This is a genomic window from Lactiplantibacillus paraplantarum, assembly GCF_003641145.1.
GTDB classification, from domain to species: Bacteria; Bacillota; Bacilli; order Lactobacillales; family Lactobacillaceae; genus Lactiplantibacillus; species Lactiplantibacillus paraplantarum.
Map to the genome: position 1 here is coordinate 404,182 of NZ_CP032744.1, position 15,751 is coordinate 419,932.

Annotated in this window: 14 protein-coding genes; 11 read left to right on the forward strand and 3 right to left on the reverse strand. The window is 44.2% G+C overall.

Translation table 11 applies throughout. The features are described from left to right. The first annotated feature begins 7 nt into the window (after positions 1 to 7). From ispE to LP667_RS01965, 10 genes are all read left to right on the forward strand, one after another. A complete protein-coding gene (gene ispE, locus LP667_RS01920) occupies positions 8 to 874 on the forward strand; it encodes a 4-(cytidine 5'-diphospho)-2-C-methyl-D-erythritol kinase (RefSeq protein WP_021731889.1) in 867 nt (288 codons plus the stop codon). Between the two features lie 299 nt (positions 875 to 1,173). Next, positions 1,174 to 2,118 (forward strand): alpha/beta hydrolase, encoded by a 945-nt coding sequence (locus LP667_RS01925; RefSeq protein ID WP_021731888.1) that lies wholly within the window; start codon positions 1,174 to 1,176, stop codon positions 2,116 to 2,118. 292 nt (positions 2,119 to 2,410) lie between these two features. Further along, a complete protein-coding gene (locus LP667_RS01930; RefSeq protein WP_021731887.1) occupies positions 2,411 to 3,109 on the forward strand; it encodes a metal ABC transporter ATP-binding protein in 699 nt (232 codons plus the stop codon). After that, entirely contained in the window at positions 3,102 to 3,899 is a 798-nt protein-coding gene (locus LP667_RS01935) for a metal ABC transporter permease (protein ID WP_033609531.1), read from the forward strand. Before LP667_RS01930 ends, LP667_RS01935 begins: the two co-directional genes overlap by 8 nt. Positions 3,900 to 4,375: 476 nt before the next feature. After that, a complete protein-coding gene (gene purR, locus LP667_RS01940) occupies positions 4,376 to 5,212 on the forward strand; it encodes a pur operon repressor (RefSeq protein ID WP_021731884.1) in 837 nt (278 codons plus the stop codon). A gap of 68 nt (positions 5,213 to 5,280) precedes the next feature. Beyond that, complete coding sequence (gene glmU / locus LP667_RS01945) at positions 5,281 to 6,663, forward strand: bifunctional UDP-N-acetylglucosamine diphosphorylase/glucosamine-1-phosphate N-acetyltransferase GlmU (protein WP_021731883.1); 1,383 nt, start codon at positions 5,281 to 5,283, stop codon at positions 6,661 to 6,663. A 169-nt stretch (positions 6,664 to 6,832) separates the two neighbouring features. Next, a complete protein-coding gene (locus LP667_RS01950; RefSeq protein ID WP_021731882.1) occupies positions 6,833 to 7,657 on the forward strand; it encodes a serine hydrolase in 825 nt (274 codons plus the stop codon). 389 nt (positions 7,658 to 8,046) lie between these two features. Further along, the gene (locus LP667_RS01955) at positions 8,047 to 9,027 is read left to right on the forward strand and encodes a ribose-phosphate diphosphokinase (RefSeq protein WP_003643830.1); all 981 of its coding nucleotides are present in this window, start codon (positions 8,047 to 8,049) and stop codon (positions 9,025 to 9,027) included. A 289-nt stretch (positions 9,028 to 9,316) separates the two neighbouring features. Continuing rightward, complete coding sequence (locus tag LP667_RS01960; protein WP_021731881.1) at positions 9,317 to 10,339, forward strand: YdcF family protein; 1,023 nt, start codon at positions 9,317 to 9,319, stop codon at positions 10,337 to 10,339. Positions 10,340 to 10,391: 52 nt separating this feature from the next. Next, positions 10,392 to 11,408 carry a hypothetical protein gene (locus LP667_RS01965; protein WP_244282797.1) on the forward strand — a complete coding sequence of 339 codons (1,017 nt, stop codon included), beginning with the start codon at positions 10,392 to 10,394 and terminating at the stop codon, positions 11,406 to 11,408. A 382-nt stretch (positions 11,409 to 11,790) separates the two neighbouring features. Here LP667_RS01965 and yidA read toward each other — a convergent pair whose 3' ends face one another. Genes yidA through LP667_RS01980 form a run of 3 tightly spaced genes read right to left on the reverse strand, consistent with a single transcriptional unit; the run spans position 11,791 to position 14,797 of the window. Then, positions 11,791 to 12,600 carry a sugar-phosphatase gene (yidA, locus tag LP667_RS01970; protein WP_021731878.1) on the reverse strand — a complete coding sequence of 270 codons (810 nt, stop codon included), beginning with the start codon at positions 12,598 to 12,600 and terminating at the stop codon, positions 11,791 to 11,793. A gap of 20 nt (positions 12,601 to 12,620) precedes the next feature. Then, the gene (locus LP667_RS01975) at positions 12,621 to 13,973 is read right to left on the reverse strand and encodes an HD domain-containing protein (protein ID WP_021731877.1); all 1,353 of its coding nucleotides are present in this window, start codon (positions 13,971 to 13,973) and stop codon (positions 12,621 to 12,623) included. Between the two features lie 14 nt (positions 13,974 to 13,987). Then, positions 13,988 to 14,797: a lipoate--protein ligase family protein gene (locus LP667_RS01980; protein WP_021731876.1), complete on the reverse strand. Its 810-nt coding sequence runs from the start codon at positions 14,795 to 14,797 to the stop codon at positions 13,988 to 13,990. Between the two features lie 473 nt (positions 14,798 to 15,270). On the opposite strand from LP667_RS01980, the gene LP667_RS01985 reads away from it, so the two are divergent. Next, on the forward strand, positions 15,271 to 15,711 hold the full coding sequence (locus LP667_RS01985) for a YwiB family protein (protein WP_021731874.1): 441 nt from the start codon (positions 15,271 to 15,273) through the stop codon (positions 15,709 to 15,711). Positions 15,712 to 15,751: the final 40 nt, after the last annotated feature.

Consider the following 15,751-nt stretch of genomic DNA (forward strand, 5'->3'; position numbering starts at 1 on the left):
GAGACGCGTGCAGATCGTTGAAAAAGCACCGGCCAAGATCAATTTAGGACTGGATACCTTGTTTGAACATCCAAATGGTGATAAAGAGTGGGATATGGTCATGACGTCGGTTGATTTAGCCGATTACGTGATGCTGGAATCACTGCATACGAACCGAATCGAAGTAGTCACTGATAGTGGCTTTTTACCGAATGATCGCCGTAACTTAGCTTTTCAAGCGGTGAGCGTGTTAAAACGGTATTGCCATATTGATCGGGGCGTCCGCATTAAAATCAGAAAGGCGATTCCGGTAGCAGCTGGTCTCGGTGGCGGCTCATCCGATGCTGCCGCTGTTTTACGGGGCTTGAATCGGATGTGGGACCTTCACTTGGACTTAGCCACGTTAGCGCGGCTGGGGTTGCAAGTCGATTCGGATGTACCGTACTGTGTCTATAGTCAGACGGCCCATGTAACGGGAAAAGGCGATGTGGTGACACCGCTACCCAAGCTGCCGCCGATGTGGATTATTCTAGCCAAGCCCAAAGTGAGTGTCTCGACACCGAATATTTTGCGGCAGGTCAACTACGAGCGCATCGACCAGCATCCCCAGATTGACGCGTTGTTGGCGGGAATTCAGCAACAAGATTTTGCAGAAATTTTTGCGAATATGGGCAATGTTTTAGAGCCGATTACAGCTAAACGCTATCCCGAAATTCTACAAATCAAGCGGCAACTGCTAACGTTTGGAGCAGATGCGGCGCAGATGAGTGGTACTGGCCCAACCGTTTTTGGGGTGTGTCGAAAGCAGTCACGGGCGCAACGGGTATATAATTCTCTGAAGGGTTTTTGTCGAGAGGTGTACCTTGTACGGCCAGTTAATTTGAATGAACATTAGACTGTAGTGGTCCGCCGTGGTGGTGGACTTTTTTAATAATCTGAGTGAGTTCGAGTGGATGGGGTTACAGTAATGGCGCTGTTAAACGGGTAGAGTAGTTCAGTTGATGGTCGACAAGGTCAACATGTTTGTCAACGTCGCGTTAACGAGTGGGTTTTCGTTGGTGGAAATCCTGGCAATAGGGGATGCCAACGTAATAGTGGTGCGCGTAAAGTAAGCAAGCGGGAGCGCGCCGTTCTCTTTTTATAAGCATTTTGTGCTCGTTTATGCTTAAATAGGGGTAACGGAGGTGTGTTCGGATGAAGCAGTCGACAAAATTGGGATTGAAATTAGCGGGCGTCGTTGGCGCTGCAACCTATGTGGGAACGCTACTTGGCGGATTAGCAGCGTATCAAATTGCCATGCACGTGAGTGACGCACAAAAGCAGCGTGGTCAGGAACGTTCGCGAGCAGAAAACACTGAAATTGAAAATTTTTGGTATTTAAAACAGCCTAAGCAACAGTGGATGATTCAGTCCTTTGATGGGCTAAACTTGGTAGCGACGTATATTCCTAATCCGAAGACGGTGGGCCGATTAGCGATTTTAGCCCATGGATTGGGGCATTCGCGTGAACAGATGATTCCGTACGCGCGCATCTTCATGAGTTTGGGATATGATGTCTTAATGCCAGATGCCCGGGCATTTGGTGACAGTCAAGGTCATACGATTGGCTATGGTTGGTTAGATCGGTTAGATTATGAACGTTGGATTACGATGGCACTCGATCAACTCGGACTAGACATTGATATTGTGTTGATGGGTATCTCGATGGGGGCTGCTACGGTCATGGCGACTAGTGGTGAGCCGTTACCAGATAATGTCAAAGCGATTGTGGAAGACAGTGGTTACGCGGATCTGTATGATGAAGCTAAGTTTCGGCTGACCCATAAATTTCATCTGCCGGCTTATCCAATTATGCCAGTGGCTAACCGGTTAGCGCATGTTCGAGCTGGTTATGGCTTTAAGGATGGCCGGATTCTGCAACGGGTGATGGCTGGCGGACTGCCAATCTTGATGATTCATGGTTCCAAGGATCAGACAGTTCCCGTACGTAACGCCCACACCTTGTATGACCAACTGCCGCAACAAAAGGGCCTGTATATCGATCCTGATGCTCGTCACGTAGAAGCAATTCGGACACATCCAGACCGTTATCAAGAAGTGCTGGACGAATTTTTGCACGAACAGGTTGGTTTGGATTAATGCCTCGGTGAGGCCTATCAAAATTAATGGACTAGATTTTGTCGTCTTGATGGCAAAACTGGTCTTTTTTTCTTGGATATTTAATGTAGTGGTGGGTTGAAACATTGGTGTAATGCGATGACAACCTGATCATCATACAAAGTGGGCAACGGTGAACGAGGCTGATTAATATTGTGCGGACTAATTGGTGGCGCGGGCTTTTTAAAGCGGCTATTGACAAATCAGCGCATTCAGGTAAACTAAAATAGTAATCATTACGATTTACTTTAATTTAGAAAGTTGGGGTAGTGCTATGACGGAACCGTTAATTGCCGTCCAACACCTTGGAATTGGTTTTCCAAACAATCAGGTGTTTGAAGATTTGAATTTTACGATTGAGCAGGGTGACTTTCTGACCGTAATTGGTGAGAACGGAGTGGGGAAGACTACTTTGATTCGAGCCTTGCTTGGCATGCTGAAGCCAACGGCCGGACAAATTAAGTATTATCCGAATAAGAAAGCCATTAAAATTGGCTACGTACCACAATTTCGCAACTTAGACCAGGAGTATCCTTTAACGATTGAAGATTTTGTGGGGCTTAATTTGAAGGGGTGGCAGCCTTGGTTATCTAAGGCTGAACATCGTCAAGTTGCGACGGCACTAGCCGTAACGAATTTAAAAAAAATACGTCAACGCCCACTCGGTATGGCTTCTGGTGGTGAAAAGCAGCGGGCTTACCTGGCACAAGCCATTGTTCAAGCACCCCAGTTATTGATCCTCGATGAATCGACGGCTAGTCTGGACAATGAGATGAAGTATGAGTTATTGGATCTTGTTCAGAACTTGAACCAAACTAGTAACATTACCGTCTTCTTTGTGACACACGATTTACCATTAGCTAAGCAATATGCTAAGCATTATCTGGCCTTAAAGCCCGGACAACAACAATTTGGTAATATTGACGAGATGTCGGTCGAGCAGTTAAAGGAGGTCACTAATGTCAATGTTTAGTTTAGTATTTATGCAGAATGCTTACTTGGCGGGAACCTTCATTGCGATTATTTGTGGGACCATTGGTGTCTTTGTCATTGCCCGTAATTTGTCATTCTTGACACATACGTTATCTGAAATCGGCTTTGCCGGTGCAGCTTTTGGGATTTTTATGGGGTGGACGGCATTAAGTGGTATGTTGATCTTTACCGTTATTAGTTCGGTGATTGTTGGGCAGATGAGTGTCAAGCAATCCCGACGCGAAGCTTCAATCTCGGCGATTTCCGCGTTATTTATTGGATTAGGGATTTTGTTCCTGTCGCTCTCCAACCAGACTTCTAGTTATGCAACGAGTATTCTGTTTGGGAGTGTAATTGGAATCGCCAGTGCGGATGTGATCCGAGTGGCGGTCTTATCCGCAATCGTATTGCTAGTGATGCTCATGTTATATCGACCATTAAAGTTTGATTCGTTTGATGCGATTGGTGCCCGAGTCAGTGGTCTGTGGACGACGGGGATTTCTGTTGTATTCTTAGTGTTAGTTGCGATGAGTGTTAGTGTGGCTGCTCAAATCGTGGGATCGTTATTGATTTTTATTTTACTTACATTACCAGCGGCCGCGGCTCGGTATTTTGTACACACGGTTAGCAAGATGATTTTTCTTGCGATTGGCTTTGCGCTGATTGGCGTTTGGCTGGGGCTGTACTTGAGTTATGTGACTAATCTACCAGTCAGCTTTTTCATTGCGGCCATTGAGTGCATTTTTTATTTTGTAGCTTTAGGTTATCAACGGCTACATGTTGGTAGTTAAACTGATTGCACTAATTTAGTGTGTCATCGAGTATTTAGCTCAGTGTTTTTGAAAAGAGAGTGGAACAAGCAACCTTTTGGCGCACGTTTCGAAATATTGGCAGAAAAATTGTGTTCGGTTTCTTGAGAAGAAGTTTTTTCTTAAGAGACTGAACACTTTTAGTTTTGTCTCAACCTTTTGGCATCAATAGCATTGGTGTCAAAAGTGTTGAATCACCGCGTGGTCAATGACTTAGATTTGATAGCAGCTGGATGTTTTCGGCAATTGGAAGTCATGGCTACGGTTTGGTTGGTCGTGCTAGTTTATTGTTCTTGAATTCCTCATTAATTCTGCAACCTACTCGAAATATTGGCAACTTCATTAAGAAATTCCGATAGTTTCGTAAAAAGATGTGAAAAAGTTGGCTTATTTCCGAACGTTTGTGTTATCATTTTGCATAGACTTTAAAAATGATGATTTAGGTTGAGGTGGAAGTTATGAAAGTACGTAGAAGCGAACGTTTAATAGATATGACGCGCTATTTGTTAGAACGTCCCCATACATTAGTTTCATTGACATACTTTGCGGAACGGTACGCATCCGCAAAGTCGTCAATTAGTGAGGATTTAACGATCTTGAAGAAAGTTTTTCAAGCCCGGGGAACAGGAATCTTGGAAACCATTCCCGGTGCGGCTGGCGGGGCCCGGTTCATTCCTTATATCTTGAAGGAAGAAGCCCAAGAATTTATTGACGAGATGACGACCAAGGTGGCTGATAAGAGTCGGGTCTTACCTGGTGGCTACGTTTACTTATCCGATATTCTAGGGCAACCTGATATTTTACGCCAAGTTGGTCGGGTGATTGCGACTCAGTACTTAAATCAAAAAATTGACGCTGTCATGACGGTTGCCACTAAGGGGATTCCGATTGCTCAAAGTGTTGCGACTTATTTAAACGTGCCGTTTGTCATCGTTCGGAATGATTCCAAAATTACGGAAGGTTCAACGGTTAGTGTGAACTACGTCTCGGGATCATCAGAACGAATCAAAAAAATGGAACTCTCTAAACGTAGCTTAACAGAAGGTGCTAATGTCCTTATCGTGGATGACTTCATGAAGGGCGGCGGGACGATTAACGGAATGAAAACGTTGATTGAAGAATTTGATGCTAATTTAATTGGCATCACTGTTTTTGCGGAAGCCAGTTTTGTTGGCAATCGTTTAATTGACGACTATACCTCGTTGCTACGAGTAACTAACATCAGTGATAGTGATAAGGCGATTAAAGTCGTTGCTGGTAACTACTTAGAGAAGGTTTTCGGTGCAGAAGCTTAGGTGAGTATGTTAACCAGACCAATTTTTTGATATGATGGACTTATCTGAGGACTAAGGAGTAATTTGTAATGACAACCAAAAATGCAATCATCATGGCCGCTGGTAAAGGGACCCGGATGAAATCCAAGCTAGTCAAAGTATTACATCAGGTCTGTGGCAAGTCGATGGTCGACCACGTCTTGACACAGGTGGAAGCTACACACATGGCGAATATCGTGACCATTGTTGGTCATGGTGCCAAAGATGTGGAAGCAGCGCTGGGCGATCGGACTAAGTATGCTGTTCAAACAGAGCAACTTGGTACTGGTCATGCGGTTTTGCAAGCTGAGCCACTCTTAACGGATGCGGACGGGATGACGCTGATCGTTAGTGGTGATACGCCACTATTTAAAGCTGAAACTTTTGAAGAGTTATTTGAATATCATCAGGCTAAGGGTGCGGCTGGAACGATTTTAACGTCCAAAGCACCTAATCCTCAAGGCTATGGCCGAGTTGTTCGCAATCATTTAGGCATTGTTGAAAAGATTGTTGAACAAAAGGATGCTACTAAAGAGGAACAAGAAATTCACGAAATCAACACTGGCGTTTACTGCTTTGATAATCAGAAATTATTCGCTGCCTTACATGAAGTCACTAATGACAATGCACAGGGTGAATACTATCTGACTGATGTTATTCAGATTATGAAAAATCAGGGTGACGTGGTGGCTGCATATCAAATGGATGATTTTGATGAATCGATGGGGGTCAATACCCGTGCAGCACTTGCCCAAGCAACTAAGGTCATGCAACAGCGTATTAACGCTCAACATATGGAGAATGGGGTTTCAATCATTAACCCTGAAGATACTTACATTGATGCGGGTGTTAAGATTGGTGCGGACACGATTGTTGAACCAGGGGTGCTTATTAAAGGCCAGACCACGATTGGTGAAGATTGCTTTATTGGGGCTCATTCTGAAATCCACAATATGGTGATTGAAGACCGGGTTCGCGTGACGGCGTCCTTCTTGGAGGATTCTATTATGCATGCTGATAGTAATATTGGTCCGTATAGCCATTTACGGCCACAAGCAGAAATCGGTGAACACGTGCATTTAGGAAACTTCGTGGAAGTCAAGAAAGCTAAGATTGGTAATCGGACCAAGGTCGGCCACTTAACTTATGTGGGTGATGCAACGTTAGGTCAAGATATTAACGTTGGCTGTGGCGTCGTCTTCGTCAATTATGACGGGGTTAACAAACACCATACGAACGTTGGCGATTCGGCCTTTATTGGAAGTAACTCTAACATTGTTGCGCCTGTCGAAGTAGCTGATCATTCGTTTATCGCGGCTGGTTCCACGATTACTGACGATGTTAACTTCCATGACATGGCAATTGCTCGGGCTCGTCAGACTAATAAGCCAGATTTTTGGGGTCGCTTGCCCCATGAACCAGAAAATATGTAAGCAGTACAATTAATTGTTGAATTCAGAGACTATCCAAGTGAGTAATTGCTTGGATAGTCTTTTTGATTATAAGTTAACGATAGTGTTCAATGGATGATTTAATTCAAACTGTGAAATTGGTATAATTGGCGAGGAGTTCACGGATGGGGAGAAACTTGGAGGTGTTTGAATGCAAACGAAGCGGTGGGTGCGTGGCGTTATTTGTGGTCTGGCATTGTTTAGCAGTTTTCGTTGGGCAGCACCAGTGCATGCCACTAGTATTAAAAATGAACAGACGGCGGTCAAAAAAATAGTACGCCGTGATTTGAAATCGCTAGGTGGTCGTTGGTCGGTCAAGGTGACTCGGTTAGGTAAGCGCAAGTTAACAGTTCAAACGGGGAATCAGCATGTTACCCGACAGCGCTCAGCTAGTACGATCAAAGTTTATGTTATGCTAACAATTTATCGGCGCGTACAGCAGCGAAAGCTACGGCTGACGAACCAGGATCAAAGTGATTTAAAGTTAATGATTCACAATTCTGATAATAGTGCAACTAATCGGTTAATCAAGCGTGCCGGGGGCTTCAAGACGATTAACGCAACTATCAAGCATTATCGATTCAAACAAACAGTTTTACAACGCTATATGCTTGATACGAACGCTTTGCGTCATGGCCGCGATAATTACACTTCAGTGGCTGATCTGACAAGCTTCTTGACGTTGACCTATCGACATAAATTGTTAGGTAGGTCATATGATAATAAGATGTTGACCTTACTCAAAGGATGTCGCAATCATAGTAAGTTACCGTACCTCGTCAAGCACGCTACGGTTTATAATAAGACTGGCGAATACCCAGATAAAGGCGTACAAAATGATGCGGCAATTTTTAAAACTAAGCAAGGATCATATAGTATTGTTGTCATGGCTCAAAGTGGGCACCAGTATCAACAATATCAAGGGATGAATCGCTTGGGCCGTGACGTGGTGAATTATCTGAATCAGCATCATTGAAATATAGTGGTCAGGCATGAATGGATTATTCACAGCGGTGAAGACAAGGTATAGCTATCGACAGGTATTTGTGCGGTGCCAGCAAATTGGAAGTTAGCTAGGTAATGTAAGCAGTATTCAGATAACTGAATAACCGTATCGTTATTATTCTAAGCTAGTTATCAATATTAATTACAACTGATAGCGGTATCATTAGTTGAGTTTGTTATACGGTAGCCAGGTTAACTGACCTCACGAAACTTTAATCTTTATTCGTGAAGGGGCTTAGATTGCCGAAAGTCGTGCTTCCAGCCCAGTCTTACGCAATTTTGCCTTGTTGTTGGGGCTTGATTTTCACTAGCAAAATGCCTATTATTTAGTAAGTAATAAATTTTCGAATGGAGGAAATTATGTCAGAACAGTATTTTGATCCAAAGTTAAAAATCTTTGCTTTGAATTCAAATAAACCATTGGCAGAAAAAATCGCGGACGCCGTTGGAGTTAAGTTAGGTAAGACTTCGGTCGATCGCTTTAGCGATGGCGAAATTCGCATTAACATTGAGGAAAGTATTCGTGGTGACCAAGTTTATATCATTCAATCAACTTCCGCTCCCGTTAATGATAATTTGATGGAGCTATTGATTATGATTGACGCCTTACGTCGCGCCAGTGCCAAGACCATTAATGTGGTTATTCCTTATTATGGGTATGCACGACAAGATCGTAAAGCACGTTCTCGCGAACCAATTACCGCTAAGTTAGTTGCAAACATGTTGGAAACAGCTGGTGCAACGCGGATTTTGGCACTTGATCTTCATGCTGCCCAAATTCAAGGCTTCTTCGATATCCCATTGGATCACTTAATGGGTGCGCCACTGTTAGCTGACTACTTCCTGAACCACCACTTGGATGAAAATGCTGTGGTTGTTTCACCTGACCACGGTGGTGTGACTCGGGCACGTAAATTAGCTGAATTCTTGAAGGCCCCCATTGCAATCATTGATAAGCGCCGGCCACGTGCTAACGTTGCTGAAGTGATGAATATTATTGGTGATGTTAAGGGCAAACGGGCCATCATGATTGATGATATGATTGATACGGCCGGAACGATTACTTTAGGAGCCCAGGCATTGGTTGATGCGGGGGCAACGGAAGTTTATGCCAGTTGTACGCATCCAGTTCTGTCAGGTCCTGCCATCGAACGGATTGAAAAGTCGCCAATTAAGAAATTAGTTGTGACGGATTCAATCGAATTACCAGCTGCTAAGCGAATCGATAAGATCGAACAAGTTTCAGTTGGCCAATTAATGGGTCAAGCCATCAAGTTTATTCACGAGAATAAACCAGTTAGTCCATTATTTAAAAACCGTTTTCATAACGAAGAAAATTAATTAACGAAGTGTCAAATTAGCAATTGCTGATTTGGCGCTTTTTAGGTTGCAGTAATAGGCAAAAGTGGTAAAGTAAAAGTGTTATCTAGTGCGGATTGGCACCTAATTAAGAGTGGACTGGACGCCGTATATCAACGAATTTTTCGTTTTGGTGCGTTTCACTAGGCATTAGGTGATAGTACGGAACGGATAATGCAAGCCGACGTCGGGTTACCGACGCTTTTTTTATTCATGAATGACTAGCATGAATCTTGAAAATGATTAAAATATAAGTTAAGGGGGTGTTGCCATGACACCATTTTATTGGGGGAGCTTGGCCATGGTTAGTGGGTTGACCTTACAATTGACGGATCGACGCCACTGGCTAACTGGACATCTGTTTTTAATTGCAATCATTGGCTTTTTGTTAAGCGCTTACTATCGTTTCAGTTCCCAAGCAAGCCCCACGTGGCAGTTTATGTTGGTCGGTGCGAAAATCGCAGCATACACGTTATTACCTATTGTAATCTTAGTTGTGGGTATTAGTTTTGTCCGGTATAGTTATCGGTTAATTCGCAAAGAAGGCTGGGCGTTTCATTACAGTTTATTAGCAATCGTGGGTGGCTTGCTAGTTGTGATGCTGACTTTATCAGGCATTAACTTGCTGCTGTGGAATTCGCGTCGACTGTGGCAATTGTTGGGCTTAGCATTGTTATTAACGGCTTATTTTACGTTTAGCTTTATAGCGTACTTATTGGCGTGTGTCACGACTAGGCTAGGGCGTCGTCGACAGATTGATCATATTATCGTGTTGGGGGCGGGGTTAATGCCTAACGGGCAGCCAACCCGCACACTGGCATATCGGCTTCAAGCGGCGGCCAAGTACTACTATCATCAGCGCGCCCGCTATCATCAGCCCGTCACGATCATTGTTTCTGGTGGGCAGGGAGCCGATGAGGTTATGGCGGAAAGTACCGCCATGCGTCAGTACCTGATCGATCATGGAGTACCACGGGATACGATTCAAGAAGAAAATCAATCAACCTCAACGATTGAGAATTTGCAATTTTCACATACCTTGATTGTGCGGCAACAACCCTTTTATCGGGCGGTAATTGTCACTAGCGGGTACCACGTGCTCCGTGCTAATATTTTTGCACGCCAACTGCACCTTGATTTGATAGGAATTGGGGCACGAACGCCCCTCTACTACTTGCCGTTTGCCATGTTTCGGGAATACTTGGCTTTAATTGTGATGTATCGGTGGGCCAACTTAGCGGTTGTTATTAGCTTAGCAGTTTGTTATGTGGCGGCGTTGGTTCGGTTAATTTAGTAAGGTCATCACTCAGAGCTTTGAAAAAAACGCAATCACGATTAATGGTATAATGGGGGATGATAAAAAGGAGGGGTTTGCCGTGGATCATGCCTATCGAGCATCTTGGCCGCTGATTGTGATTGTCCTGCTAGGATTACTCACACTCTCAGGTTGCGCCAAAAATACCGGAGGCGTAACCGCAAGTTCGGCCACGACCGCTACTAATAACAGTACAACGGCCGTCATAACCAAAGCTGATCAGCAAATTTCGCAACAAAAAATTGCCGCTGCTCGGAAGACACTAGCGCGGGCTTCCGAATCGAATGCAGCAGTCAAAACATTAGCGACTGGGTTGAAATACTATCAAGAAGCCGAAGAAGCGCTTGAAAATAATCAACTGAGTCTCGCTAAGGGTTATTTTGATACGTTAAGTAGCTATGACGGTACGACCGACGCCAGCTTTATTGCTGCCCGGAAAAACTTGATTAAACAGTATCAGGCGGTTAAGTTAGCCAATGGTTACTATAACGCTGCCCGTGATGAATTAAGCATTCATGATTTGGCCGCTGCGAAGGCCAATATTGATAAGTTAGATAGTGTGCAAGCAACACATCCAGTTATCAAGGAATTACAAAAGAAAGCTTTGGCCATGAAACAAGCCATTATGAATTATGAGGCGTCACAATCAACGAGTTCTGGTAGTGATAGCTCAACGGTGGTTAGCTCTAGTACGGTAACTAGTTCTAGTGATAATAGTGCGACTTCCAGTAGTACTGATAGCACTAGCGCTGACACTTCAACAATGACGAGTTCGTCGAATAGTAGCAAGTCTGCCAGCAGCAGTTCTTCGGAACTGACGACTTCAGCGATTATTAAACAGTTCCAAGATGCGTCTGGCGTTACATTTGCTACAGACACTGAATTTAATATTACTAAGGAGACGAGCACTTACTATCAAATTACCGCAATTTATGCGGCGGATGCGGCTAGTTCTTCGGCTTCTAAGACGGTAACGGATACCTATCGTTACTATCCTGATAGTGGTAATGTCACTAAGGAAAATAGTGCGACTGGTAGCTTTGAATAACAGGAATGATAAAGTGCGTCGGACAAAAAGTGGTTGGCTTGCACGCATTAACATAAATTCGGCGATTATTCCTGAGCTTGGAAGTTTGGAATAGTTGCTGGATTAGGGTAAGTGGAGTAAACAACCCTGTGGCGCATGTTGCGACAATATTGATAGAAAAATTATGCCCAGTTTCTTGAGAAGAAGTCTTTTCTTAAGAAACTGAGCATAATTTGTTTTGTCTCAGGTACTTTTGATGGGTTACTGAATTATTTATAATTAGCCAGTGGTTAGCGTAATTGATGGTTCTAAAAGTATGTGGTTAACAATGTAAAAAGCAGCGCCAATTGCTTGTTTTTTAACGAGCAATTGGCGCTGCTTCAAAATTTTGAATCGTGCTAAATTATGATAATGCCCACGTTTCAATGGCATGTGCGACGCCATCGTCAATATTAGTCTTAGTCTCGTAACGGGCAATTTGCTTAGCTTCATCAATTGCGTTACCCATTGCAACACTATTAGTAGCGTAGCGCAGCATGCTCAAATCATTGCCCTGATCACCAATGGCCATGACTTCATCAGCAGTTAAATGTAGATGATTGGCTAAGGTTTTTAAGGCATTACCTTTGCTTGCGGCCGGATTCATGAATTCTAGGAAGTATGCTTCAGAGCGAACAATGGTGAAGCGTTCTGAAAAGGCTGTTGGTAATTGTTCAATGGCAGCAGTTAGCAACGGACCATGATCGATGAACATGCACTTGACGATTGGCAAATCGGGGCGCATTTCTTCCGGGGTTCGAAAACGAATCGGCATGTTTACTAAAGCACTTTCACCAACCGTGTAAGGACTGATATTGCGATTAGCGGTATAAATATGATCCTCACTTTCAACGTGGCAATGGACATTGAGCTTGCGACTGAGTGTTTCGATGTCGATGTAATCGTTATGTGACAAGGTGAGGCCAGTAATAATATTACCGGTAATCGTTTGCACCATTGAGCCGTTAAACGTGATGACGTAATTATCTTCACCAGTGAGGCCTAATTGTTTCAGGAAGGGAGTAACACCACTTAATGGTCGTCCGGTACAAATCACCACTTTGATTCCTTGAGCGTTGGCATCGTGGACTGCCTGAATAGTTGCGGGATTTAGTTCACTGTGTTCATTGAGTAAGGTACCATCCATATCGATGGCGATAAGCTTGACTGACATGATTGTAATTCCTCCAAAAATTAGTGTGGGACGACTAGACGATCGTTCAAAATATACTGTTGAAATTCTTGATAGATTGGCTTAAATAGGTCGCTTTCAGCGTTCTCGCTGAGCATCTCTTTCGGGAAAAAGAAACGCTGATCACCGGAGACCTTCCCGGTAATGGCACGTACTAGGTCACTGACAGTTGATAGTTCTAATAATGAGCCGTCTTTTTGCTGGAGTTCGATTTGGGTACGGGGTTTCTTCATCTTGGGATCATAGGCATCATAAGGTAAATCGTAACTATCATTGGTGTCGGTGTAGTAGTGCGCATCAAAACCAGCTTGTTCAATTAATTTTTGCAATGCTGGAATTAATGGCTGAGTCGTCTCATCAACTCGAGCCGACTTTAGTGGACGGCGATCTAAGAAACGGGTGGCCAGGTCGGCGAGAATTTGATCACGGCTGTCGCGCCAATGGCTGAAATAAGTATTTAAGACGCCGTCGTCTAACCGCAAATAATCGTGCAACGTAAAGTCGTTGTTGAAAAATGGTAATAGCATTACCGGGGTAGCTTCAGCATCGACCGCGTGACTTTGATAAAGGTCATTGGCACGTTCAAGTAGGCGGTCCAGAATAACTTCCATGGAGCGTGATACTGGATGGAAATAGACTTGCATGTACATCTGAAACCGGCTGACGATGTAGTCTTCCACGGCATGCATACCTTCCATGGCAAATGTAATCCCACCCTGATATGGTTTCATGACGCGTAAAATGCGTGTCAGGTCAAAATTACCGTAGTTAGTGCCAGTAAAGTAGGAATCCCGCAAGAGGTAATCCATACGGTCAGCGTCAATTTGGCTCGAAATCATCTGGACGACTTGGGGATTTGGATATGTTTTCTGAATAACAGCTGCAACCTGGGCAGGGAAGTCTGGCGAGACCTGTTGTAAAACTTGATTAACTTCAGTTTCAGGTGACGTCAAGATTTGAACAGTTAGGGCCTCATGGTCGGTGTGAAAAATATGCTCGAACGTGTGTGAGTAAGGTCCATGACCGATATCGTGTAATAGTGCGGCACATAACGCTACTAGCCGTTCATGATCGTCCCAACCACCGTCGCCAGGAGCCTGGGTCGGATAGTTACGTTCGAAATTATCACAGATTCGGCGAGTGATTTCGTAAACGCCAAGACAATGACCAAAACGGGAGTGTTCCGCTCCGTGAAAGGTCAACGAGGTTGTTCCAAGTTGTTTAATGCGGCGTAACCGTTGAAATTCAGAAGTATTGATCAAATCAAGAATGACTTGGTGTTGAATATAAATATAATCATGAACCGGGTCGCGAAAGACCTTTTCCATGGGCAATAATTGCTGGCGATAAGCCAAATTAATTCCTTCTTTCAGTGATGCAGGCGTTGTTGACGCCGCTGCATTTGTTGATAGGCTTGATTTAAGTGTGCTTGAAATTCAGGTTCTTCGGTGACTAACGGCAAACTCGTTGTGTCAACCAGACCATACTGCGCCAAAACGGTCATGAAACGATGCTGTGCTTCGGCGACACCATAAGACGTTGCTAGCTGATCAGCAACCGTCGTCATGACTCGTGGATCAACGTCTGGAAAACGTTTGTCATGCTGACCTGCTAAGCTAACTTGATAAAAGTGTTGGATAAGTTGACTCCGGAATGTTTGGTCACCGTCAACGCTTACGTAAAGCATGATAACTAGTGCGTTGGCAGTCCGGCGTTGCGACATCCCAGCAATTTTTCGGCCAGCGATACTTAAATCATAATCACCAGGGCAGTATGAGCGCGTAATTTCACCAGTAACGATGCTTAATTGCGGCCAGACTGCTTGAACGTAGTTGACCATTAACTGATAAGCTGCTGTAATAGAATAGCGCTCACGCGTTGCTGGTAAGAATAACGAGACGTTGAGCACGCCAGGATCAGCAACGACAGCTAATCCACCAGAATTACGAAGCATGATCTGATGGTTAGCAGCCCGTAATTGTGCTAATCCGGTGGCAAGCTGTGGTAGTCGTTGATCTAGTAAGCCAAGGATAACGGTCGGTTGTAATTGCCAAAAATGCACGATGGGTTGCTGACGCACTGCTGTGAGCCAGAGCAAGGCATTGGTGTAGGCAAAACTGTCCAGCATAGCTGCTGGTTCATATTTCTGGCTTAAAGTTGCGATGGTTGGTTCCGTCAAAATGTCACCCCGTTATCCGATATTACCGAACATGGGGCCAGTAAGAATGATGAAACCGCCACCGTTGTCCGTATCATCACTAATTATACTAGAAAAGTGCGACCGTTGCATTGAGGTGGTTAAATTGACTGAATAAGCGTTATGCGAGTGGTTTTGCCATTATTAATCATTGTTACATTGAAGGTAATCCCGACCGGAAGATGTTTGGAACGTGAACTTTGGCTTAAGTCGGTGTCATCATGTTGCTGACAATGGGCTGCAGCGGTCAGTTGATTTCCAGGATGCTTTTAGTCCTATTTTTAGTTATTTCAGCATGAATGGCTTATAATTAAACAGAAAGTTTGACGATGGGTGTGCGATGGTACGCGAAATCGTGAACGTTGAAAAGATAATAGTAAAATAGCTAGTGTGGTACACGATGATTGCAGACGGGCAATTCAGCGTGTGATTTTGAATGATTAGGAGGTCCAAATATGGATGATTTAACAACTGGTGTTCCGGTGGCGATTCACTTAGAAACGCGGGCACGGCAAGATGGTGATACGGCGAACTATGCATTGGATGTCGATGGCCAATTAGTTCAGATGGGTGACGCATTTTACTTGCGGTATAAAGAGGTTAATGACGATGCGCCAGAACCTATCCCAGTGACGATCAAGTTGGCAGCCAATGGGGATGTTGTATTAACTCGAAGTGCGGAAAATCGGCTGCGCTTGCACTTTTCAAATGGTAAACGGGTGCGCGCACACTATCAGACGCCAATGGGGATGTTGCCAGTCGAAACGGTGACACCGATGTTGCGGGTACGGTTACGAGAACGGCCGTTTTCGGGTGAAGTGAATGTCGATTATGATTTATATGCGGGTGAACAGTTACTTGGTAACTACAAGTTGCGATTGCAATTCACGGCTTAATTTGGTATTATGTACTATAAACTGTGGAAAGGACGTGCAC